General features: G+C 76.1%; 19 protein-coding genes. 8 read left to right on the top strand and 11 right to left on the bottom strand.

Features of this window, described 5'->3' with window-relative positions; all coding sequences use genetic code 11:
* The first annotated feature begins 9 nt into the window (after nt 1–9).
* Both ACI8AR_RS09935 and ACI8AR_RS09930 read left to right on the top strand, forming a co-directional pair.
* Nucleotides 10–828: an alpha/beta fold hydrolase gene (locus ACI8AR_RS09935; protein ID WP_457050872.1), complete on the top strand. Its 819-nt coding sequence runs from the start codon at nt 10–12 to the stop codon at nt 826–828.
* A gap of 649 nt (nt 829–1477) precedes the next feature.
* Nucleotides 1478–3133, top strand: coding sequence for an FAD-dependent oxidoreductase (locus tag ACI8AR_RS09930; RefSeq protein ID WP_457050871.1), 1656 nt, complete (start codon nt 1478–1480; stop codon nt 3131–3133).
* Between the two features lie 109 nt (nt 3134–3242).
* Here ACI8AR_RS09930 and nhaA read toward each other — a convergent pair whose 3' ends face one another.
* From nhaA to ACI8AR_RS09900, 6 genes are all read right to left on the bottom strand, one after another.
* Nucleotides 3243–4631 (bottom strand): Na+/H+ antiporter NhaA, encoded by a 1389-nt coding sequence (gene nhaA, locus ACI8AR_RS09925; RefSeq protein WP_457050870.1) that lies wholly within the window; start codon nt 4629–4631, stop codon nt 3243–3245.
* 130 nt (nt 4632–4761) lie between these two features.
* On the bottom strand, nt 4762–6405 hold the full coding sequence (locus tag ACI8AR_RS09920; RefSeq protein WP_457050869.1) for an ABC transporter permease: 1644 nt from the start codon (nt 6403–6405) through the stop codon (nt 4762–4764).
* Nucleotides 6402–7316, bottom strand: a complete 915-nt coding sequence (locus ACI8AR_RS09915) for an ABC transporter ATP-binding protein (RefSeq protein WP_457050868.1) — start codon at nt 7314–7316, stop codon at nt 6402–6404. Before ACI8AR_RS09915 ends, ACI8AR_RS09920 begins: the two co-directional genes overlap by 4 nt.
* A 261-nt stretch (nt 7317–7577) precedes the next feature.
* A complete protein-coding gene (locus tag ACI8AR_RS09910) occupies nt 7578–8156 on the bottom strand; it encodes a hypothetical protein (RefSeq protein WP_457050867.1) in 579 nt (192 codons plus the stop codon).
* Between the two features lie 105 nt (nt 8157–8261).
* Nucleotides 8262–8555: a GlsB/YeaQ/YmgE family stress response membrane protein gene (locus ACI8AR_RS09905; protein ID WP_457050866.1), complete on the bottom strand. Its 294-nt coding sequence runs from the start codon at nt 8553–8555 to the stop codon at nt 8262–8264.
* Nucleotides 8556–9174: 619 nt separating this feature from the next.
* Entirely contained in the window at nt 9175–10407 is a 1233-nt protein-coding gene (locus ACI8AR_RS09900) for a PucR family transcriptional regulator (RefSeq protein ID WP_457050865.1), read from the bottom strand.
* A gap of 261 nt (nt 10408–10668) precedes the next feature.
* Here ACI8AR_RS09900 and ACI8AR_RS09895 point away from each other — a divergent pair, with 261 nt between their 5' ends.
* Nucleotides 10669–10860 carry a hypothetical protein gene (locus ACI8AR_RS09895; protein WP_457050864.1) on the top strand — a complete coding sequence of 64 codons (192 nt, stop codon included), beginning with the start codon at nt 10669–10671 and terminating at the stop codon, nt 10858–10860.
* A 701-nt stretch (nt 10861–11561) separates the two neighbouring features.
* On the opposite strand, the gene ACI8AR_RS09890 is transcribed toward ACI8AR_RS09895, so the two are convergent.
* Nucleotides 11562–12185, bottom strand: a complete 624-nt coding sequence (locus ACI8AR_RS09890) for a PadR family transcriptional regulator (protein ID WP_457050863.1) — start codon at nt 12183–12185, stop codon at nt 11562–11564.
* 61 nt (nt 12186–12246) lie between these two features.
* On the opposite strand from ACI8AR_RS09890, the gene ACI8AR_RS09885 reads away from it, so the two are divergent.
* The 5 genes from ACI8AR_RS09885 (at nt 12247) to ACI8AR_RS09865 (ending at nt 20585) form a co-directional block, all read left to right on the top strand.
* On the top strand, nt 12247–13122 hold the full coding sequence (locus ACI8AR_RS09885; protein ID WP_457050862.1) for a class I SAM-dependent methyltransferase: 876 nt from the start codon (nt 12247–12249) through the stop codon (nt 13120–13122).
* A 64-nt stretch (nt 13123–13186) separates the two neighbouring features.
* The gene (locus ACI8AR_RS09880) at nt 13187–14752 is read left to right on the top strand and encodes an HD domain-containing phosphohydrolase (protein ID WP_457050861.1); all 1566 of its coding nucleotides are present in this window, start codon (nt 13187–13189) and stop codon (nt 14750–14752) included.
* 52 nt (nt 14753–14804) lie between these two features.
* Nucleotides 14805–15974 carry an alpha/beta fold hydrolase gene (locus tag ACI8AR_RS09875; RefSeq protein WP_457050860.1) on the top strand — a complete coding sequence of 390 codons (1170 nt, stop codon included), beginning with the start codon at nt 14805–14807 and terminating at the stop codon, nt 15972–15974.
* Nucleotides 15975–16074: 100 nt separating this feature from the next.
* On the top strand, nt 16075–19047 hold the full coding sequence (locus tag ACI8AR_RS09870) for an ATP-binding protein (protein ID WP_457050859.1): 2973 nt from the start codon (nt 16075–16077) through the stop codon (nt 19045–19047).
* Between the two features lie 77 nt (nt 19048–19124).
* Nucleotides 19125–20585, top strand: coding sequence for an FAD-binding oxidoreductase (locus tag ACI8AR_RS09865; protein WP_457050858.1), 1461 nt, complete (start codon nt 19125–19127; stop codon nt 20583–20585).
* Between the two features lie 23 nt (nt 20586–20608).
* On the opposite strand, the gene ACI8AR_RS09860 is transcribed toward ACI8AR_RS09865, so the two are convergent.
* From ACI8AR_RS09860 to ACI8AR_RS09845, 4 genes are all read right to left on the bottom strand, one after another.
* Nucleotides 20609–20899, bottom strand: coding sequence for an STAS domain-containing protein (locus ACI8AR_RS09860; RefSeq protein ID WP_457050857.1), 291 nt, complete (start codon nt 20897–20899; stop codon nt 20609–20611).
* Nucleotides 20900–21011: 112 nt separating this feature from the next.
* Nucleotides 21012–21626, bottom strand: a complete 615-nt coding sequence (locus ACI8AR_RS09855; protein WP_457050856.1) for a GerMN domain-containing protein — start codon at nt 21624–21626, stop codon at nt 21012–21014.
* Nucleotides 21623–22999, bottom strand: coding sequence for an ATP-binding protein (locus ACI8AR_RS09850; protein ID WP_457050855.1), 1377 nt, complete (start codon nt 22997–22999; stop codon nt 21623–21625). Before ACI8AR_RS09850 ends, ACI8AR_RS09855 begins: the two co-directional genes overlap by 4 nt.
* Nucleotides 22996–23697, bottom strand: a complete 702-nt coding sequence (locus tag ACI8AR_RS09845; RefSeq protein ID WP_457050854.1) for a response regulator — start codon at nt 23695–23697, stop codon at nt 22996–22998. The genes ACI8AR_RS09850 and ACI8AR_RS09845 overlap by 4 nt, the downstream gene beginning before the upstream one ends.
* Nucleotides 23698–23706: the final 9 nt, after the last annotated feature.

Raw genomic sequence — 23706 nt, 5'->3', positions numbered from 1 at the left:
GAGGGCGCTGTGGACACCACAGCAGTCAACGGAGTGAAGCTCGAGTACGAGACGACCGGGTCCGGGGAACCGGTGCTGCTGATCAGCCCGGTCCTGGCGGACGGGTTCACCCCGCTCGTCCGGGAGCCGGTTCTGCGGGACGGATACCGGTTGATCCGCTACCACAAGCGGGGCTGGGCCGGCAGCACCCACGTGCCGGAACAGGTGGAGGTCTCCGACCATGTCGCGGACGCCGTCGCCCTGCTGGACGACCTCGGCATCCCGTCGGCTCACGTGGTCGGGCACTCGACCGGTGCCGCCGTGGCCGCGCAGATGGCGCTGGAGGCGCCGGAGCGCGTCTCGACCGTGGCACTGCTCGAACTGTCGCTGCTCTCGGTGCCGGCCGGCGGAGCGTTCCTCGCGCAGGCGCAGCCGGCCTTCGACGCCTACACCGCCGGCGACCCCGAGCGCGCGCTGGCGTCCTTCCTCAGCGTCGCCAGCGGCATGGCATGGGACCGCTGCCGAGCGCTGCTCGACGACCGGGTCCCCGGCTCGGCCGAGCAAGCGGTCAAGGACGCCGACACGCTCTTCGGCGTCGAGCTCCCCGGCCTCGGCCCGTGGGCGTTCGGCGCCGAGGAGGCGTCGGCGATCCGGCAGCCGCTGCTGTCCGTCTACGGCAGCAACACCGCGCCGCTGTGGATGGAAGTCGCCGAGTTCCTGCGCACCGCGGTGCCTCATGCGGAGGAGGCGGTCATCGACGGCGTCGGGCACCTGCTCCACATCGAACGTCCCGAGCCGGTCGCCCGTGCCATCGCCAGGTTCCTGGCGGCACACCCACTCCGGCACTGACGCGTACCGGGGGCACCAGTGCCGGACGACAGGAGCGCCGTCGCCTGGGTCGTCCTGGCCGCGGCGTCCGGTCTGACCACCTGGCTGCGCCCTCGGCTGCGGTGGTGGACGCCATCGGGAGCCCGGTCGACATGGTGGCCCGTTCCTACGGCGCGCTCTGCTCACTCGGAGCGGTAGTGCGCACCGCCGGCATGCGCCGTCTGGTGCCCTACCCCCGGGTGCTGCAGCCGCCCGGTCTGCCGCGGACGACCGGATGGCGCGGCTGGTCGCTGAGGGCCGGCGGGCCGACGTGGTCGAGAGCTTCTTCCCCGCGATCGTCGGTGCCGTCGGGCACCGGGTCCAGCTGGTCATGACGGCACCGTCCTGGCCGGCCCGGGTGGCCGCCGCGCACATCGCCGTCCGGGACTTGCGGATGCGCGCCGTGAGCCGGCGAAGGACCGTGCACGCCACCGCGCCCGATCCCTGCGGTGCCGGGTGGGCCGGCTCGTCAGCAGGATTGCGAGGGACCGGCAGGTGCAGCCCAACCCGCCACCGACGGTCCCCGACCTCGCGGGCGACCCATCGCGGGTCGGCCCTGGTGCGGCGACGTCGTGCACCCCTAGGCTCACGGCGCCGAGGCGAGGCCGACCCGACCACCCGGCGAGCCGCCATGAGCCTTCCTCTGCTGGTCGCGGTCGACGACGACCCCGCCCTGCTCGCAGACGTCCACCGGGAGCTGCACAACCGCCACTCGGTCGACTACCGCATCTCCTGCCTGACCTCCGCCCGCGAGGCGCGCGCCACCCTCCAGGCGTGCGCGGCGGCGGGTGAGGACATCGCCCTCGTGCTCGCGGCCGAGCGGCTCGAGGGGGCATCCGGCACGGACCTGCTCGCCGAGGTGCCGGCTCTCTTCCCGGACGCCGTCCGCGGCCTGCTCATCGGCTGGGGCCACCTCGGTGACCCGGCCACCGGCGACGCGGTCTTCGAGGCGATCGCCCGCGGCCGCATGGACCAGTACCTGGTGCGGCCGGCGCCGCCCCCGGACGAGCAGTTCCACCAGGCGGTGTCGAGCTTCCTGCTCGCCTGGGCCGAGGAGCAGCGCCGCGCGCCGCACACGATCGACGTGGTGGGGGAGACCTGGTCGGGGCGGGCGTACGAGCTCCGCGAGGTGCTCGGCCGCTGCGCGATGCCGCACCGGTTCTGCCTGGCCGGCTCCGAGGAGGGACGCGCCCTGCTCGCCGGCGCGGGGGGCGGGAGGCTGCCACTGCTGGTCATGCCCACCGGCAGGGTCATGGAGGACCCCACCGACGCGGACATCGCGCGGGCGTCGGGTACGACGATCGACCCCTCCGGGGACCGGTACGACCTGGTGATCGTCGGGTGCGGACCGGCCGGCCTGTCCGCGGGCGTCTACGGCGCCTCGGAGGGGCTGCGCACCGTCGTCGTCGACTCGGGCAGCATCGGCGGGCAGGCCACGTCGAGCTCCTCGATCCGCAACTACCTCGGCTTCCCGCGGGGTCTCACGGGGGCGGACCTGGCCCGCCGGGCGTACCAGCAGGCGTGGGTGTTCGGCGCCCGCTTCGGCTTCATGCAGGAGGTCGCGCACCTGGCACGGGGGCCGGACGGCATCGTGGTCTCGCTGCGCACCGGTGGGCTCGTCGTCGCCCGCGCCGTCGTCCTGGCGACGGGGGCGACGTACCGCCGCCTGGGGGTCGAGTCGCTCGAGGCGCTGCACGGCGCGGGTGTCTTCTACGGCGCCGTCGCGTCCGAGGCGCCGCTGGTGGCCGGCGAGGACGTCTACATCGTCGGCGGCGCGAACTCCGCCGGGCAGGCCGCGCTCCACCTGGCCCGGTACGCCAGGAGGGTCACGCTGGTGATCCGTGCCGCGACGCTCGGTGCCGGGATGTCGCACTACCTGGCGCACCAGGTCGAGCAGACCCCCAACGTCGAGGTGCGGACCGGCACCGAGGTCGTCGACGGCGGGGGCGAGGGGTGGCTGGAGCGCCTGGTCCTGCGCGATCGCGCGAGCGGCGAGCGGGTGACGGTCGGCGCCCACGCGCTGTTCCTGATGATCGGCGCGCGGCCGCACACCGGGTGGCTGCCCACGACGATCGAGCGCGACGACGCCGGCTTCATCAGGACCGGCGCGGACCTGAGCGACGACGCCCGCCGGGCCACCGGTCGCCCGCCCCTGCCCCTGGAGACCAGCCTCCCCGGGGTGCTCGCCGCCGGCGACGTGCGGTCCGGGTCGGTGAAGCGGGTGGCCTCCGCCGTGGGGGAGGGGTCGATCGCGATCCAGCAGGTGCACCGCCTGCTGGCCGTGTGACGCGCTCCCGGCTCCGTGCGGCCGAGAGCGCGGATCGGGTGCCGGTCGCGGTCGGGGGACGCGCCGCGCGGCGCCGTGGCCGTCCGTCGAGTCGCGCGGTGGCCGGCGTCTACCTCGACGTGCCGGAGCCACCGCTGGGCTTCCGGCGGCGGGCGGCCGGGGCGACGTCGGTCCCGGCGGGGGCGCGGTCGTCCGGACCCTCGAACACGTCGGGGACGCCGTCCGCGTCGGTGTCGGCGGCCTCGGCGTCGCAGATGCGGCGGTAGCGGTGGTCCCGCAGGCGCAGCAGCACGGCGGCCAGCAGCGCCGCGAGCAGGCTTCCGGTGAGGACGCCGACCTTGACGTGCTCGGTGCGCAGCGAGTCGGCGCCGAAGGCGAGTTCGCCGATCAGCAGGGAGACGGTGAACCCGATCCCGGCGAGCACGGACAGCCCGATGACGTCGGGCCAGCCGAGGTCGCGGTCGAGCTCGGCGCGGGTGAACCGGGCCACCAGCCAGGTGGCCGCGGTGATGCCCACGGCCTTGCCGACGACCAGGCCCACGATGATGCCGACCGCGACGCTGTCGGTCAGGGCCGCGCCCAGCCCGGACAGCCCGCCGACGGTGACCCCGGCGGAGAAGAACGCGAATACCGGCACCGCCACCCCGGCCGAGAGCGGGCGGAACCGGTGCTCGAAGTGCTCGGCCAAACCGGGGCCGGCAGTTGGTCCGCCGGCGGCCTGACGGCGTGCGACGGGAACGGTGAAGGCCAGCAGCACCCCGGCGACGGTGGCGTGCACCCCGGACTCGTGCACCAGCACCCAGGTGAGGCCGGCCAGCGGCAACAGCAGCCACCACGACCGGACCCGGCGCTGGACCAGGAACCCGAACAGCGCGAGCGGCAGGAGCGCCAGCAGCAGCGGGATGACCGACAGCGCGGCGGTGTAGAAGACCGCGATGATCGTGATCGCCAACAGGTCGTCGACCACGGCCAGGGTGAGCAGGAAGGTGCGCAGCCCGGCGGGCAGGCGGGTGCTGATCACGGCCAGCACGGCCAGGGCGAAGGCGATGTCGGTGGCGGTGGGGATGGCCCACCCGGCCAGCGCGCCGTCGCCGGCGCCGGCGTTGATCGCGACGTAGAGCAGCGCCGGGACGGCCATGCCGCCGACGGCGGCGGCGACCGGCAGCGCGGCCCGCCGCGGGTCGCGGAGGTCACCGGCGACGAACTCGCGCTTGAGCTCCAGACCGGCGACGAAGAAGAAGATGGCCAGCAGCCCGTCGGCGGCCCAGGTGCCCAGGGTCAGGTCCAGGTGCAGCGACGCCGGGCCGACCCGGGTGTCGCGGATCGTCTCGTAGACCGCGGACCACGGGCTGTTGGCCCAGGCGAGCGCGGTGGCGGCGCCGACGATGAGCAGGACGCCGCCGACGGTCTCCCGGCGCAGGATGCCGGCGATGCGGCTGACTTCCGGCCAGGAGCCGGGGGAGAACAGGTGGAAGGCGCGGCGGGCGCGGGTGGTCACGGCGCACCTGCTCCCAGGGGTGGCGGGGGTCGGCGGACCGCCGACCGGGGTGCTCGGCGCACCCCCGGCCGACCCGCGGCAGGGCGCAGGCAGTCCCCGTGGGAAGTGGCGATCCGTGGCGGCCGGTGGGTCATGGGCGCAGATCCCGCCGGGCGTAGCGCAGACACCCGGCAGCGGCCAGCGCCACCGCGACCGTGAGCATCCCGACGGCGCCCGGGACGTTCCACGGCTCAGCCGGAACGGCGTGGAGGTGGGCGAACGGGGACAGCCACCGGATCGTGCCCGGCCAGCCGAAGGTGTCGGCGAGCACCAGCAGCAGGTAGCCGCCGACGGCCGGCGTCACCCCGATGGCGAGCACCGCCGTGGGTGCCCAGCCCAGGGCGGCCAGCGCTGACCCCAGGCACAGCAGCGCGACGGGGAGGACGGTGAGCGCGCCGGCCAGTGCATCGCCCAGGCCCAGGCCGGCGCCGACCCGGGAGGCCCCGGCCCATGCGGCCAGGCCCGCCGCGGCGGTGAGAACGGCGGCGGCGACGGCGATGGCGACGGCCTCGGTCGCCGCCCACCGGGCCCGGCCGACCGGCCGGGAGTACAGCAGGGCGAGCCGGCCGGCGGTCTCGTCGGCCGCGGTCGCGGCGACCTGGCCGGCGGTGAAGACGCCCACGGCGACGGCCAGCACCGTGTACAGCGCCGACACGTAGCCCTCCACCGACTCGAGCCCGGCGAAGCCGGCCTGTGCGGCCAGATCGGCGAACAGCGGGTTGTCGCGGAGGAAGTCGGTCATCGCCGTCGCCAGCAGCCCGATGAGCAGGAAGTAGGCCATCGCGCCGGCGGCCCAGCCGGCCAGTGGGCGGCGCGTGCGGTGCACGGCGAGACCGGGTAGCGAGGTCAGCAGCCGGCTGGGACGGGCCCGGCGGTCGCGACCGGTCACCCGGCCACGGCCCACGTCCCGTCCGGATGCGAGTGCGACGGCGGAGGCGGCCAGCGCGGTGACGAGGACGGCCAGCACCAGCAGCGCCGACCAGCGGGCCCCGGTGAACGGCGCCGCCCGCCCCAGCAGGCCGAACGGTGTCAGCCACGCCAGCCAGGCCAGGGCCGGCACCCCGTCGGCCACCATGCGGGCGAGCAGGCCACTGAGGAGGACCGCCACGGCCAGCCCGGACGCCGAGCGCCGGTCACCGAGCAGCTGCGCGGTGAGGATCCCGAGCGCGGTACCGACCATGCCCGTCCCGGCCAGACAGCCACCGAACAGCACCGCCCCTGGCAGTTCCGCCCCGGCGAGGACCAGACCGAGCCCGCCCGCGACACCGGGGAGCGCCGAGGAGGCCAGCACGACGCACAGGACCCGGGCCACGAGGGACTGCAGCCGCAGCCGCCCGGCCAGCAGCAGGTCCCACCGGCCGGCCTCCTCCTCCCCGCGGGTCAGCCGGCTGGCGGTCAGTGCCGCCCAGATCCCGACCAGCACCGCGAGGACGGTGCCGGTGCGCCAGACGGTGAAGCCGCCGACGGTGTCCAGACCGACCGGAGGGCCGAACAGCGTACGGATCGCCGGGCTCTCCGCCAGGGCGGCGAGGGAGTCGGCGCCGACGGCGCCGTCCCACCCCCGGTACTGCACCGCCACGAGGGCCGTCAGGCCGCCGCAGCAGGCGGTGACGACCGCAGTGCCGCGGCGGGCCTGCCGGACGGTGGCCGCGGTCGCCGTGCGGCCCGCCGACCGGAGCGGAGTGGGCGGACGGGCGGCCTCTGGTGCGCGGCCGGGTGCGCTGCGGGTGGTCATGCCGGCTCCGCGCCGTCGTAGTCCGGGAAGATCTCCTCCAGCGACGGGTCCCGGGCCTCCGGACGGGCGACACCGGCGTCGCCCAGGGCTCCCAGCACCGCCCCGGGCGGACCGGTGAGCGACAGCTCCAGTCGCACCGGACTGGGCCACCGCAGGTCGCTGACGCCGGGCAGCTCGGCGAGGCGCTGCAGCTCGGGCGCCGGTGGGGCCAGGTCGGCGACGACCACGGTGCGGCGCAGGCGCCGGAGGTCGGCCAGTCCGGCGAGCTCGACCAGCCGGCCGCCGCGCAGGATGCCCACCCGCGAGCAGATCGCCTCCACCTCGGCCGGCTGGTGGGAGCTGAGGAACACCGTCTGGCCGTGCGCGGGGGCCTCGGCGGTGCAGGCCCGGACCTCGCGCTCTATCAGCGGATCCAGGCCGCTGGTCGGCTCGTCCAGGACCAGCAGCGGCGCACGGGTGGCGAACGCGGCGACCAGGGCGACCTTCTGCCGGTCGCCCGTCGAGTAGGCGCGGGCCCGCCGGTCCGGATCCAGCGCGAACCGCTCCAGCGGCTCGTCCCGGTAGGCGGCGTCGGTCCCCGGGCCCACACCGGCCAGCAGCCGCAGGCACTCCCGGCCGGTCAGCGACGGCCACAGCGCCACGTCGGCCGGCACGTACGCCAGCTGCCGGTGCGCCCGTTCGACGTCACCGGCCGGGGCGCCGAACACCCAGGCCACGCCCGCGATCGGCCGCAGCGGTCCGAGGAGCACCCGGATGGTGGTCGACTTGTCCGCGCCGTTGCGACCGAGGAAGCCGAAGACCTCCCCGGGCGGCACGCTCAGCGACAGGTCGACCACCGCCTCGGTGACGCCGAACCGCTTGCCCAGCCCCTGGAGGCGCACCGCGGGGACGGGCGGTGACAGGGCGGACACGGTGCCCTCCGAGCAGTCGGGACGACGACCGCTGACCACGCTTCCCGACGCACCAGGGGCGAGGGGGGCGGTCGGCGCGTCCAGCGGTGGTCGTCGCGGTTCGCCGCGGGGCCGGCGACCGGCGGCGTCCGGCCCGGTGACCCCCGCGGAGCCGGCCGGCATGCGGCTGGCAGGCCCTGCTCAGGTGCACGTGCACGCCGAGGCCGGTCGTGTCGGCGCTGTCGAGGTCGTCCCCGACCAGCACCCGGGACCCGGGCGCGCTCACGGGGGCGCACCGGAGTCCCCTCGCAGGTGCTGTTCGGGAGCCCCCTCGTCCCCGTCGCTCAACCACCGGGCCACTCCCGCCGGGTCCCGGCGGGTCAGCTCCTCGAGGAGAAGAGGGCGGACCAGGAGGGCTCTGGCGCGGAGGTCGGGGTCCGCGCCGGGCCCCAGGTGCTCGCCGGCCGCGCGCCACTCGGCGAGCAGCAACGGTGTCCCGACCACCTGGAGGAACGGCCGCAGCTCTGCGACGTCGAGGTCCAGGGCGGGTCCGACGGCGCGACCAGCGGACTCCGCGATCCACCCGACGACCGCGACGCAGCTCAGCACGATCAGCACCGTGGCGGCCACCGACCCGAGGGTGCCGAACTGCCGCAGGCCCGCGATGCAGGGCACGGCCAGCGCGGCGCCCGCTCCCGATGACACCGCTGTGCGGCGGACCGCGGGGCCCAGAGGAGACGCCGGGTTCGCCGTCAGCACCACGATGCCGACGAACACCCCGAAGGCGGGCGCCGCGACCAGCACGACGGACGGGGGAGCGGTGACGGCACCGACGAGCGCGAAGGCGATCGCTGTCCCCAACAGCGCACGGCGGCAGACCCGGACGACCGGGCCGGGCCGGCGCCCTGGAGGGACGTGGGCGCCGTCCGGGCGCCGGGACGAGTCGGCCACGACGGCGTCCGCTGGTCAGGCCGGGCCCGGACCGGCACCCCGCCGGAGCCGGTGGCGCGCGGCCAGCCAGTTGTACCCCACCAACAGGATCACCGCGCCGACCACCGACCCGACGAGGCCCGCCGGACCGGATCCGCGGTCCCGCAGGCCTCCGGTGAGCAGGCCCAGGAGCAGGCCACCGACGAGTGAACCGGCCACGCCGAGCGGCAGGGTGGCCGGCCACCCCATCGCGTCCTTGCCGGGCACGAGCGCGCGGGCGAGGAGCCCGGCGACGAGACCGATGAGCAGCAGCCAGAGGAGCGAGGACACGGTCGCCTCCGTCGGGTCAGGGGGTCGGGCCCGGAGGTCCGGACGAGATCGGGTACGGGCTCACGGCGCGGTCGTCCGAGCCTCGGGGTCGCGACGCCGCACCGGGGCGCGCAGGCCGGCCGCCGGCGGTGCCGCGGGCGCGCTGCCGCGTGCGGATGTCGGCGCAGGCGCCGGCGAGGGCCGCGTCGACCGGCGCCGACGTACCGGCGAGCGTCGCGCCGAACTCGAGGAGCGGTGTCACGCCTGACCGCTCGGCATGGGTGACGCCGCGGAGGTCCACGCGGACGGTCCCGTCCTCCCGGTCGCACACGTACTCGAGCACCGCAGCCAGCAGCGCGCCGCCCGAGCGGCCCAGGGGACCGGCGACGGAGATGACGGTGCCCTGGCGATCCAGGTCAGGTCGGAGGAGGACCTCGCACCGGCGGCCGGCGCAGCAGTCGTCCGGCCCGGCAGGATCCACCCGGCTGGACCCGGCGGGCGGCGACGTCCTGCCGGTGGCCACGACCGGGTCCGCGGGAACGGGCATGGCGCGAGGCTAGGGACGTCGATGGCTGCCGGCAGGGCCTGACAGCGGACAGGTCCAAGCCGGAGAACTGCCGGGATCCGGCAAGCCGCCGGCCTAGCCGTCGCTCGGCAGGGGTTGCCGTGGCCAGTCGAGCAACCGGGCGCCGGTCACCGCGACGTGCAGGGTGAGCCCGTGCGCGGGATCGCCGGGCGCGTGCCCGGTGAGCTCCCGGACGCGCTGCAGCCGGTAGCTGACGGCGCGGGTGCTCAGGTGCAGACGTCGGGCCGTCTCGGTCGTGTTGCCGCCGCTCGCGAAGTAGGCCTCCAGGGTGTCCAGCAGCAGCTCCGCGCCGCCGCGCGCGGCGGTCAGCGGGCCCAGCACCGCCGAGACCAGGTCCGCCATCGCGGCCTCGTCCCGCACCAGGACCCGGTACACCAACAGGTCCCGGGCGTGCACGACCGGGTGCGGCAGTCCCAGGCGGCGGGCCAGGTGCAACGCCTCCAGCGCCTCGCGGTAGGAGTGCCGCACGCCGCCGGGCCCCGGATGCGGCCGGCCGACCCCCACGCGCCACCGGGGCCTGTGGGTCAGGTCGGCGGCGGCTCGGCCCGCCATCTCCGCGAGCTCCTGGCCGCCGGCAGCGGACCGGCCGGTGCCCGGAGCCGGCACCGACAGCACACAGACCAGACACCCGTCCTTCGCCGCGGCCAGCAGTCCCCGCTCCCCGAACCGCGCGCGCACGGCGTCCGCCAGCCATCCGGTCACCCGCATGCCGGAGTCGATCGGCCGGTCGGTGGCCGCGACGGTGACGACGTGCGTACCGGTGAGCGTGAGCCCGAACGGCTCCGCGCGCTCGACGAGTGACCCCACGTCGGACTGGCCGCTGAGGAGGTCGTCGACGAACTCGCGTCGGAAGGCCTCCTCCCGACGGACGACCTCCCGCTGGGCCTCGAGGTAGCCGGCGGCCAGCGCGGCCAGGGCGGTGTCGGCGGCGCGCCACACCGCCTCGCCGGTGCTGACCAACTCGGCGGCCCGCAGCGGCCTGCCCCGGACCTCCGCCAGCAGCTCGGGCAGCCGCGGCCACAGCCGCCGAGAGGCCGTCATGTACAGGTCGACGAGAGCCGGCAGCCCCACCCCCGCGGCCGCCGCCCGGCCGCCCAGGCGGCGGCAGGACGCCTCCTCGTCGCCGCTCAGCCGGCGACCGGTCCGCGCCACCGTCCAGAGGGCCGTCAGGTACCCGTCCAGCAGCGCGGTCGCCATGCCGTGCTCGCCCGCCGACGCCGCGGTGACCTCCTCCACCACCGCGTCCGCGGCCGATCCCGTGGCCCGGGCCTCACCGGAGGCGGGCACCGTGACGTCCGGCAGTACGGAAGCGGCTCACCCGGCCACCGTGACCGTTGGCCCACCGCCGCCGCAACCACCGGTGACGTCGGCGTCCTTCACGGGCAGCAGTGGCTCGGTGCGCGCCCGGGCCGCATCGGTGAGCTCATGCCGGCCGACCATCGACCGAGCCTGACCCACACAACGCACCATCAACAGGACAGGCCCTAGGCCCGTGGACGGACGGCGGATCACGGTGGGACAGTGCGAAGTGGATGACGAGGTGCCCCCATGACCGCTGGACAGCTGAGCATCGTGGCCACCCTGCTCGGTGTCGTCGCCGTGATCTTCTTCGTCCTCGGGCAGTCGACCCTCGGCGTGGTGTTCATCTTGCTGTCGGGTGGAGCATGGGCGCTGACGCAGTACGGCAGGGGTCTCACCGGCCATGGCAGAGGTCCCGGCGGACGCGACGACGAGCCCTAGTTGCAGGGTCGCTCCACGGTCGGCCGCTAGGCCTGACGCTCCCCCTGCCCTGTCATCGGCGAGATGGGCTTGTCCGCGTGCACCGTCGGCCCCGGATGACCCTGTCCGGCCGCAACGGCGTACCCGTGGGACGCAGCTCTACCGTCCTTGCACCTCGCCCTGGACGTCTTGAGCGGAATGAGAGCCGCTCCGCGCAAGGGTCCGGCCCCACGGGTGGGTGCTGCCACCCCGCCAGCCTGGCGCTGTGGCCACTCCCACCGGTCAGGTCCCACGACCACGGCGTCCTATCCGCTCCCGACGTGAGGACCGGTTCGAACGGAACTCGATCACCGGCGTGAGCCGTTCAAGGGTCCGGCAAGGTCCAGTGCAGTTCCGGGCACCGGCCGAGCTGCGGACGGCTACCGAGGGGCGTACGCGGATCCACGGCTGAGGGGCCGCACGGGCGGCCCGGGCTCGCGTGCGACTCCTGGCGGCCTGGACGTCGTCGGCCAGCCCGTCGTATCCGGACTCGGACTCGCAGCGGACGGCGAGTGCTCAGCGCCATGCCCGAGTAGGGCGACGTCGTGCGTGGCGATCACCCGCGGCGACCGGTCAGGCGTGTCCTGGCACAGGCCCTCGGGCGGGCCGATCAGGGCACGGGACGACAGCTGAACGACCCGGGGACAGGGGAGCGTCGTGCGCCCGGGTCCATCGGCGGATCCTCACCAGTCCGCCCGGCGCGCGACGGCGTCCATCTCGGCCGGGTCGGGCAGGGCCTCGGCGGGGTCGTCGGGCCACCCCGTGACCTGGACCGTGGCCCACTCCGCCCACCGGGCGACGAGCGCGGTGAAGTCGGTGATGAACGCGCCGGCGAGCAGGTTCTGCGCCGCCCGGTGCTGGAACGGGCCCTCCCCGGCCAGGTAGGCGCGCGCGGCTGCCTTGTTCTCCTCGTTGAGCGCGGCCGCCCAGGCCCGTGCGGCCGCCAGGGACGCCAGCGCGTCGGTTTTCGTGCCGTGATCGGAGAACCACACCTTCATCAGCTGCTCCCACTCGAGCACCGGGCCCTCACCGGGCTCGTGCAGCCACTCGGCGAGGGCCGTGCGGCCGGCCGGGGTGATCGCGTACACGGTCCGCGGGCGGCGCCCGACCATCTCGGTCACCGCGGTCGCCAACCCGGCCCGTGTCAGCTTCTTAGGTTCCTCGTACAGCTTGCTGTTCGCTCGCGGCCAGACCCGGCCGAGGTTCCGGTTCATCTGCCGGACCAGCTCGTAGCTGCTCCACGGCCTGACGGCCAGCATCCCGAGGATCGCGAACGACGTCGTCGTCAAGGAGCGGGCGCTTGACACGTGCCCTCCTCCGGAGTAGGCCCCTTGATAGTCCCAAAGGGACTATACGAGGAGGCCCCCGATGATCACCACCTCCACGTTCCCCGTCCACCCGGGCAACCTCGAGCAGCTCCGTGCCTGGGACGGCGAGGAGGGCGCCTACTGGGCGGCTCACGCCGACGCCTTCGACCGGGCCGTCGCGGGCTTCGATGCGGCCCTCTTCGACGCCGCGGCGATCGGCCCGGCCGACCGGGTCCTCGACGTCGGCTGCGGCACCGGCGGCACCACGCGCGCAGCGGCCCGCCGCGCGCCCGCCGGGGCGGTCCTCGGTGTCGACCTGTCGGCGGCGATGCTCGCAGTGGCCCGCCGCCGGGCGGCGGAGGAGGGGCTGTCCCACGTCGACTTCGTGCAGGTTGACGCGCAGGTCCATCCCTTCCCGCCGCGGACCTTCGACGTGGCCATCAGCCGCACCGCGGCGATGTTCTTCGCCGACCGGGTCGCCGCGCTGGCCAACGTCGGCCGCGCCCTGGTGCCCGGCGGCCGGCTGTCGCTGCTGGTGTGGCAACCGCCGGAGCGCAACGAGTGGTTCCTCGAGCTGACCGGCGCGCTGGCCGCCGGCCGGCAGCTGCCGACCCCGCCGCCGGACGCCCCGCACCCGTTCACCCTGGCCGACCCCGCCGTCGCCCGGGAGGTGGTGTCCGCGGCCGGCTACACCGACATCACCGTGGAGGGGATCGACGGGGTGATGGACCTCGGCGGCGACCGCCCGGGCGCCCACGACTTCGTGCTCGGGCTGCTGGGCTGGATGCTGGAGGGGCTCGACCGCGACGCGCGGGACCGTGCGGTGGGCGTCCTGCGTCGGTCGGTCGACGCGCACAGTGGCCCGGACGGGGTCCGGTTCGGCGCCGCGGTCTGGCTGCTCGCCGCCCGCCGGACCGGGACGCCCGGACGGTACTGATCCCGCGTGCGCGGGACGACGCGCGGCACGGTCGCCGTCCCGTGTTCCTGCGACACTGGGCGCCGTGGGCGGTCGCTCCACGGACGGCGACGGGCTCCGGCTGACCGAGTTGGTGGCGTCGATCTCCCTGGCCACGGACCTGGTGTCGGGCCAGCCGTTGGAGCATGCGCTGCGGACCTGTCGGCTGTCGGTGACCGTCGCCCGGTCCCTGGGACTGGACGACGGCACGGTCGCGGACGTCCACTTCGTCGCCCTGCTGCGGTTCCTCGGCTGCACGGCCGACGCCCCGGAGCTGGCGCGGCTCGCCGGAGGGGACAACCTCGGGCTGATGGCCGCGATGGCACCGGTCTACATGGGCTCGGCCGCGGAGGGGGTCCGGACGCTGGTGCGCACCACGGGGCGGGACTCCCCGCTGCCCCGCCGGGCCGGCCTCGTGGCCGGGGCGCTGGCCTCCTCCCGCACCGAGGTGTCCCACTGCGAGGTGGGCGCGCGGCTGGCCGCCCGGCTCGGGCTCGGCCCGGGGGTCGTGGAGGCGCTGGCGCACGCCTACGAGCGGTGGGACGGCCGTGGGCTGCCGGACGGGCTGTCAGGGGCGGAGATCCCGGCGGCGATCCGGGTCGTCGTCGTCGCCCGCGACGCCGTGCTCTGGCACCGGACGGGCAGCGCGGCGGCGACGGACGTCCTGGCCCGCCGCCGCGGCCGCGCCTACGACCCGGCGGTCGTGGACGCCGTCCGGGCCGTCGGGATCCCCGCGGCCGACGACCCGGCGGTGTGGGAGGAGGTCCTCGCGGGGGAGCCCGACCCGGTGCGCCGGGTGGGGTCCGCCGGGCTGGACCGGGCGATGGCCGCGGTCGGTGACTTCGCGGACCTGCGGTCGACGTGGACGCTGGGGCGGTCGGCGCGCCTCGCCGCGACGGCGCGGGCCGCGGGCGCCGCCTGTGGGCTGCCCGCCCCGGACGTCGCGACCCTGACCCGCGCCGCCGCGGTCGCCGACGTCGGCGCCGTCGGGGTCCCGAGCGGGATCTGGCAGCGCCGCGGGCCGCTCGGCGTGGACGACGCCGAGCGGGTGCGGCTGCACCCCTACCTGTCCGAGCGGGTCCTGGGGAGGTGCGCGCAGCTGCGGCCGGTCGCCGCGCTCGCCGGTGCCCACCACGAGCGGCTGGACGGGTCCGGTTACCACCGGGGCAGCGCGGCCGGGCAGCTCCCGGGCCCCGCACGTCTGCTCGCCGCCGCCGACGTGTGGACGGCGCTCCGGGAGGACCGGCCGCACCGTCCGGCGATCGCCGCGACGGCGGCCCGCGACGTGCTGTGGCGTGAGGCGGCCGAGGGCAGGCTCGACCGGACGGCGGTCGAGGCGGTCCTGTCGGTCGAGGGCGCGGCCGCCCGCCGCCCGCGGGCCCCGCGCCCGGCGGGTCTCTCCGAGCGGGAGGTGGAGGTGCTCCGGCTGATCGCGCGCGGCCACTCCAACCGCGAGGTGGCGCGCCGGCTGTGGATCTCGACGAAGACCGTCGGCCACCACGTCGAGCACGTCTACGCCAAGATCGGCGTCACCACGCGGCCGGCCGCGGCCCTGTTCGCCATGGAGCACGACCTGCTCGGGGAATGGGGCGATCACCCGATGCCGTCCTGACGGCCCCGGCCCACCCTCGGTGCACCGATCCGACCGGCGGGAGGGGATCACCATGGACGTCCAGACCGAGACCCGACTGACGATCACGTCCCGGGACGGCACCCGCATCGCCTGCTGGCGCACGGGGGAGGGGCCGGCGCTGGTCCTGGTGCACGGCGCGACCGCCGACCACACCCGGTGGGAGACCGTGCTGCCCCTGCTCGACCCGCACGTCACCGTGTACGCGATGGACCGGCGGGGCCGCGGGGGCAGCGGGGACGGCGCCTCCTACCGGATCGAGGACGAGGGCGCCGACGTGGCCGCCGTCGTCGAGGCGGTCGCCGACGCCACGGGCGGCCCGGTCGACGTGCTCGGCCACTCGTACGGCGGCCTGTGCGTGCTCGAGGCGCTGGTGCAGACCTCCCGGATCCGCCGGGCGGTGCTCTACGAGCCGGGCGCGGGAGTGCCCACCTCGCCCGGGTTCGCCGACGAGCTGGCGGCGCTGCTGGCTGCGGGCCGGCGCGAGGAGGTCGTCGTCCGGCTGCTCACCGTGGCCGCCGGGGTGCCCGCCGACCAGCTCGCCCGCATGCGGGCGCTGCCGTCCTGGCCGCACCGGGTGGCCGCCGCGCACACCGTCGTCCGCGAGGTGCGGGCCCACGACGGCTACCGCCTCCGGCCGGAGCGGTTCGCCGATCTGGACGTGCCCACCCTGCTGCTGGTCGGCTCGGACAGCCCCGCTGCCGAGGTGGAGTCGGCGGCGACGGTGGCCGCGGCGCTGCGGGGCTCCCGCGTGGTCACCGTGGCGGGCCAGGGACACGTCGCGATGCTGACCGCGCCGGACCTGTTCGCGACCGAGGTCCTCGCCTTCCTGCACGACCCGGCCGTCCCGCCACCCGAGGCCGGACCGGCCCCGACGCCCCGGGCGGAGAGGGGGGAGGACGGATCCGAAGAGGTCTACACGCTGGGTGCTTGGCGGGTGGCCGACGGCAGGCAGGACGCGTTCGTGGAGGCGTGGGAGCGGCTCAGCCGCTTCTTCCGGAGCCTGCCCCGTCCGCCCGCCCAGGGAACCCTGCTGCAGGGCCTCGACGAGCCGCGGCAGTTCTACTCCTTCGGGCCGTGGCGGACGCTCGACGACGTCCGGGCGATGCGCGTCCGGCCCGACGCCCGGCGCCACCTCGACGAGCTGATGCAGCTCTGCGAGGAGGGCCGGCCGGGCACGTTCCGGGTCGTGGCCACCGGCTGACGACCGGGCCACCGGGGCCGCGCCCACCTGGCGGCGCGGGGCTCATGGCGGAGGTCTCCTCACCCTCCAGGCGCCGCCCCGGCGCGGGACACTGGGCGCCGTGGCGCCGACGGCGTGCATCCGGTTGTTCGGGCGCGTGCAGGTGCAGCTCGACGAGGTGAGCAGCGGCACGCTGCGGTCAGGTCGCGCCGAGTCGTTGCTCGCCTGCCTCGTGCTGCGCCGGGGCGTGCCGGTGTCCCGGGAGCGCCTGGCCGCCGTGCTCTGGCCGGACTCCGAGGAGGGACAGGCCCGCACCAACCTGCGCCACCTGGTGCACTCCCTGCGTCGCGACCTCCCGGCCGTCGACCGGTACCTCGAGACCACCGCACGGACGCTGTGCTGGCGCGCCGAGGAGCCGCTGTGGCTGGACGTCACCGCGTTCGAGCGGCTGCTCGACGGCAGCTGCGACGCCCCGCCGGCCAAGGTCACCGCGCTGCGCGAGGCGGTCGCGCTGTACCGCGGAGAGCTCGTCGACGGCTGCGACGACGAGTGGCTGCGCGAGGACCGGGAGCGGCTGCGCCGCCGGTACCGGCAGGCGCTGGGCGAGCTGGCTGCGCTCACCGAGGCCGGCGGCGACGCAACTGCGGCGGTTGCGCTCGCCGAGCGCATGGTCCGCGACGACCCGCTCGCCGAGGACGGCTACCGCCTGCTGATGCGGGTGCACAGCAGCGGCGGTGACCGGACGAGCGCGCTGCGCGCGTACCACCAGTGCGTGACCGCGCTGGAGAGCGAGCTGTCGGTCGAGCCGTCGGCGGAGACGCGGCGGGCCTACCAGGAGCTCGTCGCGGCCGAGTACCCCGCCGCGACCACGGTCCGCATGGCGGGGCCTCCGCTGGTCGGCCGCACGGCCGAGCGCGCGCACCTGGCAGAGGTGTGGCGGGCGGCCGAGGCCGGAGCCGCACGCTTCGTCCTGGTCACCGGCGAGGCCGGGATCGGCAAGACCCGCCTGGTCGAGGAGTACCGGGCGTGGTGCGCACGCCGCGGTGCCGCCGTCGCCGACGCCCGCTGCTACCTCGCCGAGGGACCGCTGGCCTACGGCCCCGTCGTGGACTGGCTGCGCCGCCCGGCTCTGCGGGCGTCGCTGCGCGCGCTCGAGGAGGCGCGGTTGACCGAGCTGTCGCGGCTGCTGCCCGAACTGCTCGACGAGGTCCCCGACCTGGTGGAGCCGCCGCCGCTGCCGGAGACCGAGCAGCGGTCCCGGCTGTTCGACGCCGTCGCGGCGGCCGTGCTCGGTCCCGGGCGGCCGGTGCTGCTCGTCGTCGACGACCTGCCGCACGCCGACCGGGAGACGTGCCGGCTCCTGCACCACCTGCTCCGGTCCCACCGACGGGCACGGCTGGTCGTCGCCGCCACGGCACGGACCGAGGACGTCGAGGTCACCCCCCACGTCCGCGCCCTGCTCACCGGGCTGCGCGACCAGGACCTGCTCACCGCGATCGAGCTCGCCCCGTTCACGCCCGAGGAGACCGCGACGCTCGCCGAGCGGCTCACGGGCGCGCGCCCGTCCGCCGAGGACACCCGCCGACTGCACCGGCAGACCGAGGGCAACCCCCTGTTCGTCGTCGAGGCGCTCCGCGCCGGAGAGCGCGGGGGCGACGCGCTGACCCCGCGGGTGCAGGCGCTCATCGAGGCGCGGCTCGCCCAGCTCGGCGACGCCGCCCGCGCGGTGCTCGCCTGCGCGGCGGCCATCGGGCGTGAGTTCCACCCCGACGTCCTCGCCGCCGCCTCCGGCGTGGACGAGGACACGCTGGTGACCGGCCTCGACGAGTTGTGGCGCCGCCGCGTCGTGCGCCAGCACGGCACGGACGGGCAGGCCCCGACCTACGACTTCGCCCACGACCGCATCCGCGAGGTCGCCTACCGCGGGATCGGCCCGGCCCGGCGGCGGCTGCTGCACGGACGCATCGCCGCCGCTCTGGAGCAACTGCACCGGACGGCGGCAGAACCCGTGAGCGCGCAGATCGCCGCCCACCACGAACGGGCAGGCGCCACGGCCGAGGCCGTCGCCTGGTACGGGCGGGCCGCCGCGGCGGCCCAGCTGCTCCACGCGAACGGCCGGGCGGTGCAGCTGCTGGACCGGGCGCTCGCGCTCGTCGGCTCGCTGCCCGCCTCGCCCGACCGCGACCGGGTCGAGCTGGAGCTGCGCACGGCGGCGCTCGCGCCCCTGGTCCCCCTGGTCGGGTACACCTCGCGCGGGATCACCACCACGCAGCGGCGGGCGACGGAGCTGGCGCGCTCGCTGGGCGTCGACCTGTCGCCCCAGTTGGTGCGCTCGCTGGCCCTGCACGCGCTCACCCGGGCGGACTTCGCGGCCGCCACCCGGTGCGGGCGGCAGCTGCGCGCCGCGGGCGAGCGACGCGGGGACGACGTCCTGGTCGTCGAGGGCGACTACGTCCTCGGCGTGGCCGCGTTCTGGCAGGCGGACCTCACCGCGGCACGCCGCCACCTGGAGTCGGCGGTGCGGCGGTACCGGCCGGAGGACCGCACGACGCACCTCCTGCACTACGGGCAGGACCCGAAGGTCGTCTGCCTGGGCCGACTCGCCTGCACCTACTGGTTCCTCGGCCTGCCCGCCGACGCCCGCCGAGCGCACACCGCCGCGCTCGCCTGGTCGCGCGAGGTCGCGGACCCCTTCAGCCGCCTCGTCGCCCTCACCTTCGGCGCCCTGCTCGCCTTGGAGACCGGTGACGAGGCCGAGCTCCGCCGGCTCACCGCTGAGCTGGCCGAGATGGGCTCCGACGGGATCAACGGCGACGTCACGCGGGCCTTCACCGGCTACCTGGCCGTGCTCGACGGCCAGGGACGGGCCGGGCTCGACTCGGTCCACACCGCACTGGCCCACGCAGCGGTCGCTGCTGCCGCGCCCGGCCAGCACGCCATGATCCAACGGGTACTGCTCGCGGCCCAGCTCGCGGCGGGCGACACCGCCGCTGCGCGCGCCGCCGCCGACCGGCTGCTGGCGATGGACGGCCCCGCCCGGCTCTGGGCGCCGCTCGCCGGGCGTGTGCACGCCGACCTGAGCGTCAGCACCTGATCCCGGCACCCGGCGGCGGAACGCCGGTGGAACGCCGGAAGCCCCATCCTCCCCGTGACGTCGGAGGGAGGACCGAGATGAACCAGGAACTGATGACCCAGGAACTGCGGCGGGCCGGGTTCGCCGGTGCGCTCGTCGAGCCCGGGGACCCAGACTACGACTGGGCCCGGGCGGTCTGGAACGGTGCCGTCGACGCGCGGCCGGCGCTGATCGCGCGCTGCACGAGCCCCACGGACGTGGCCACTGCCCTGGCCCACGCGCAGCGGGCGGGGCTCGAGGTCGGCGTGCGGTGTGGCGGGCACCACTACGGCGGAGCCGCGGTGCCCGACGCAGGCCTGACCATCGACCTGCGGGCGATGAACTCCGTCGCGGTCGACCCCGCCGCGCGGCGAGCCCGCTGCGGCGGAGGAGCGCTGCAGGCGGAACTGGACGCGGCCACCCAGGAGCACGGCCTGGCCGTCACCGGCGGGACGGTCAGCCACACTGGAGTGGGCGGGCTGACCCTCGGCGGCGGCATCGGCTGGCTGACGCACGCGTGCGGGCTGGCCGTGGACAACCTGGTCTCCGCACAGGTGGTGCTCGCCGACGGGCGGTGCGTCCGCGCGTCGGCCGACGAGCACCCGGACCTGTTCTGGGCGCTGACCGGGGGCGGCGGAAACTTCGGCGTCGTCACCGAGTTCCAGTTCCAGCTCCACCCCGTCGGCCCGCTGGTGCACTTCGGCATGCTGTTCTGGGAACTCGAACGCGCCGCCGCGGCGCTGCGCGCAGCGCGGGACGTCCTGAATGCCCTGCCGCGGGACGCCGGTGGACTGGCGTTCGTGGTGAACGCCCCGCCCGCGCCCTTCGTGCCCGGAGAGCACCACTTCCGTCCCGGGGTCGCGCTCGCCGTCGTCGGGCTGTCCGGCGCGGCGGCCCATGCCGCGCTCCTCGGCGCCGGCCGCGACGCGCTTCCCCCGCTGTTCGCGTTCACCACCGACATGCCCTACACCGTGCTGCAGAGCATGCTCGACGACGCGGCGGCGCCCGGCCTGCTCGCCTACAACAAGGCCGTCTACCTCGACGAGTTCTCCGATGCGGCGGTGGACGCGGTGACCGCGCTGCTCCCGAGGAGGAGCTCTCCACTGAGCCTGATGCCGATCTTCCCGCTGGGCGGAGCCTTCACCGACGTCGATGACGACGCCACCGCCTTCGGCGGGCGCCGCGCGGCCCGCTACGCGGTGAACATCGACGCGGTCGCCTCCGATCCGCAGGCCCTCGCCGCGGACCGGGAATGGGTCCGCTCGATCTGGTCGGCGCTGCGACCCTTCGCCCCGCACACCGGCAGCTACGTCAACTTCATGACCGAGTACGAGCAGGACCGGGTACGTGCGAGTTACGGCCCGGCCAAGTACGAGCGCCTGGCCCGCATCAAGGCGCGGTACGACCCCGGCAACCTGCTCCACCGGAACGCCAACATCAGGCCGGAGCCGCCGGTGTCAGCGCCGGGCCCGCGCCGGCACGACGAGCAGGACGTCGTCACGCCGCGCACCGATCGGTGATCGAGCGCCGGTCGCGGCGGGTGCTAGCGCTGGGAGGTTCCCGGCTCGTTCCGCAGCAGCAGGCGGGTGCCCCGTGTGGAGAGGCTGTCCCGGAGGAGGTGGAGGGCGTCCAGGCCGGCGTCGTCGGCGGTCCGGACGCCGGCCAGGTCCACCACCACGGCGGACGAGCCGGTGCGCCGCACGGTCTCCACCGTGCCGCGCACGAGATCCGCGCCCTGGGTGGTGAGGTGCCCGCTGACCTGGATCGCGCCGGCCCGCGGGACGACCACCTCGGTGCGGGGGGCCTCGTGCCCTGACGGGCTGCGGGGGGTCATGCGGTCCTCCCGAGGGGGTGGCACGGCTGGAGTTCGACCTCACCCTCCCAGTCCGGGGCAGCGCCGCCGAGCCTGCACGGTGGGTCGTCACGAGGTCTTCACGAGAGGAGGATCAGTCCGGCGGCGCGGTGAGGAAGCCCGCGTAGTCCGCCGCGGTCAGCGGCGTCGACGTCAGCTCGCCTGATGGCAGCGGCGCCTCGACCGGTACGCCGTCGCTGGTCAGCCGTACGGCGGCGATGCCCGGCACGCTCGTCGCCGTCAGCACGATCTGGGCCACCGCTGTGCGGCTCTCCCGCCCCGACGGCGCCTCCGCGGTGCCCCCGAGGTCGACGGTGACCGTCCCGTCCTCGACCTCGTCCTCGTCCTCGACCTCGGCCGCGGACAGGGTGACGCCGGGCGGCAACGCGGTGGACAGGCCCTGCCGCCGCTCCTCCGCCGTGGGGCCGTCCGCCAGCTGGGCGAGCAGGGCGGCCAGTTGATCGGGGACGGAACCGGTGACCTCACGCCCGCGGGGGACCAGGACGTCGCCGGGCCCGACGAGGAGGATGCGCGGCTGGTCCGTGCGCGGCGTGGTGGTGGGTGCCGGCGGGGACGGGGTCGAGGGGGAGGCCAGGCCGTACGGGACGTCGGAGGGGGCGATGGTGGCCGGGGCCTGCCCGGTGGGCACGCCGCACCCGGCGACGACCAGCAGTGCCGCCAGAACCGGCGGCGCAGCCGCGCGCCTCACTCGTCGTCCCGAGGGAGGGAGAGGGTGAAGCGGGCGCCGCCGCACGGGCCATCGGTCACCCACGCGGTGCCGCCGGCCAGCGCCGCCGTCTCCGCCACGATGGCCAGCCCGAGCCCCGCGCCGGGCCGCGACCCCCGTGCCGACGCCGAGCCGCGGGCGAAGCGCTCGAACACCCGCTCGCGGTCGGCAGTCGGCACGCCCGGGCCGGCGTCGTCGACCGACAGCAGCACGACGTGGCCGCGTGCGGCCACCTCGACCCGCCGGGTGCCGCCGCCGTGCCGGTCGGCGTTGTCGAGCAGGTTGCGCAGCGCGCGCTCCAGGCGGCCCTTGTCCGCCGTGACCCGCATGTCGGCCGGGTCGCCGTCGGTCGCCAGCAGACCGGGGTCCCGGCCGGTGCTGACCAGCACCTCCCGGGTGAGGTCGGCCAGGCTCACCGGCGGGACCGGCCCGTCCGGTGTCCCGCTGTCGAGCCGGGCGAGTTCGAGCAGGTCGTCGAGGGTCTGCCGGAACCGGCGCAGCTCGGTCTCCACCAAGGCCAGCGCCTGCCGCGACCGCTCGGGGAGCTCCTCGCGCCGCGCGGCCATCACCGAGACGCTGGTGACCAGGGTGGTCAGCGGGCTGCGCAGTTCGTGGCTGACGTCTCCGACGAAGCGGGCGTCGCGGTCGATGCGGGCGGCCAGCGCATCGACCATGGCGTTGAAGCTGCCGACGATGGCGACCAGGTCGGGGTCGTCGGTGGCCGGCAGCCGGGTGCCCAGCTCGCCACCGGCGATCCGCGTGGCCGCCCCGGCGACCTGCTCGAGCGGCTGCACCGCGCGCCGGCTGGCCCACAGGCCGAAGGCCGCCCCGGCCAGGGTGGCCGCGGCCGCGCCGGCGCCGAGCACGGCGGCGAGCGTGCGCAGCACCTGCTGCAGCTCGAGCAGCGGGGTCACCTCGTAGAACTCGAGGTCCGCGGCGGGCACCGGGACGCCGACCACCAGCTGCGGGGCCTCCGTCCCGGGCGTGCGGACCGTGCCCGCCGCGCCGGCGGCGACCACCTCGCGCAGCGACGACGGCACGTCGCGCCGGCCGACCTCCAGGCTCGTCGAGTACCAGGCGTCGCCGCTGCGCACCACGACGGCCGAGGACCCCCGGGGCTCCAGCTCGGCCAGGACCGTGCCGACCTCGGTGCCGGCCGTGGCCAGCCGGCTGCGCACCACGTCGGCCTCGGCGAAGGCCTGGCGGGTCAGCGCCCGCTCGCGCTGGTCGAGCAGGTAGCCGCGGGCCAGCAGGAACGTGGTGACCACGAGGACGGCCGACACCAGCAGGGTGCCCGCGGCGAAGCCCAGCACGATGCGCGCCCGCAGGCCCCGGGGCCGCGGCGCGCGCCTCACCGCGGGTCCAGCCGGTAGCCCAGCCCCCGGACGGTGACGACGACGCGCGGCGCGCCCGGGTCGCGCTCGACCTTGGTGCGCAGCCGTCGGATGTGGACGTCGACCAGCCGCTCGTCGCCGAAGAAGCCGTGCTCCCACACGCGGGCGAGCAGGTCCTGCCGGCTGAGCACCCGTCCCGGCACCGAGGCCAGCTCGCACAGCAGCCGGAACTCGGTGAGCGTGAGCGGCAGCAGCGCCGCGCCGCGGTGCACGGTGCCGGCCTCGACGTTGAGCACCAGCGGGGCGGCCGGGTCCTGCTCGAGCACCACGGGGCGGGGCTGGGGCGGCGCGGCGGCCCGGGCCCGGCGGCGCAGCGCCCGCAGCCGGGCGGTGATCTCCTTGACCTCGAACGGCTTGGTCACGTAGTCGTCGGCGCCGGCCTCCAGGGCCGCGACGACGTCGTGGGTGTCGGCGCGGGCGCTGACCACGATGATCGGCAGGTCGTGGTGCCGGCGGACCTCGCGGACGACGGCGAACCCGTCCATCCGGCCCAGCATCAGGTCGACGACCATCAGGTCGGGGACGGCGACGCGCACCTGCCCGACGGCGTCCTCCCCGCTGACCGCCTCGGCGACGGCGTAGCCCTCGTCCTCCAGTGCCCACCGCAGCGCGGTGCGGATGGCGTCGTCGTCCTCGACGACGAGCAGCGAGGGCGGCACCGGCTCACT

This window comes from Geodermatophilus sp. SYSU D01036, assembly GCF_054050435.1.
This window is presented reverse-complemented; position numbering and strand designations above follow the sequence as displayed.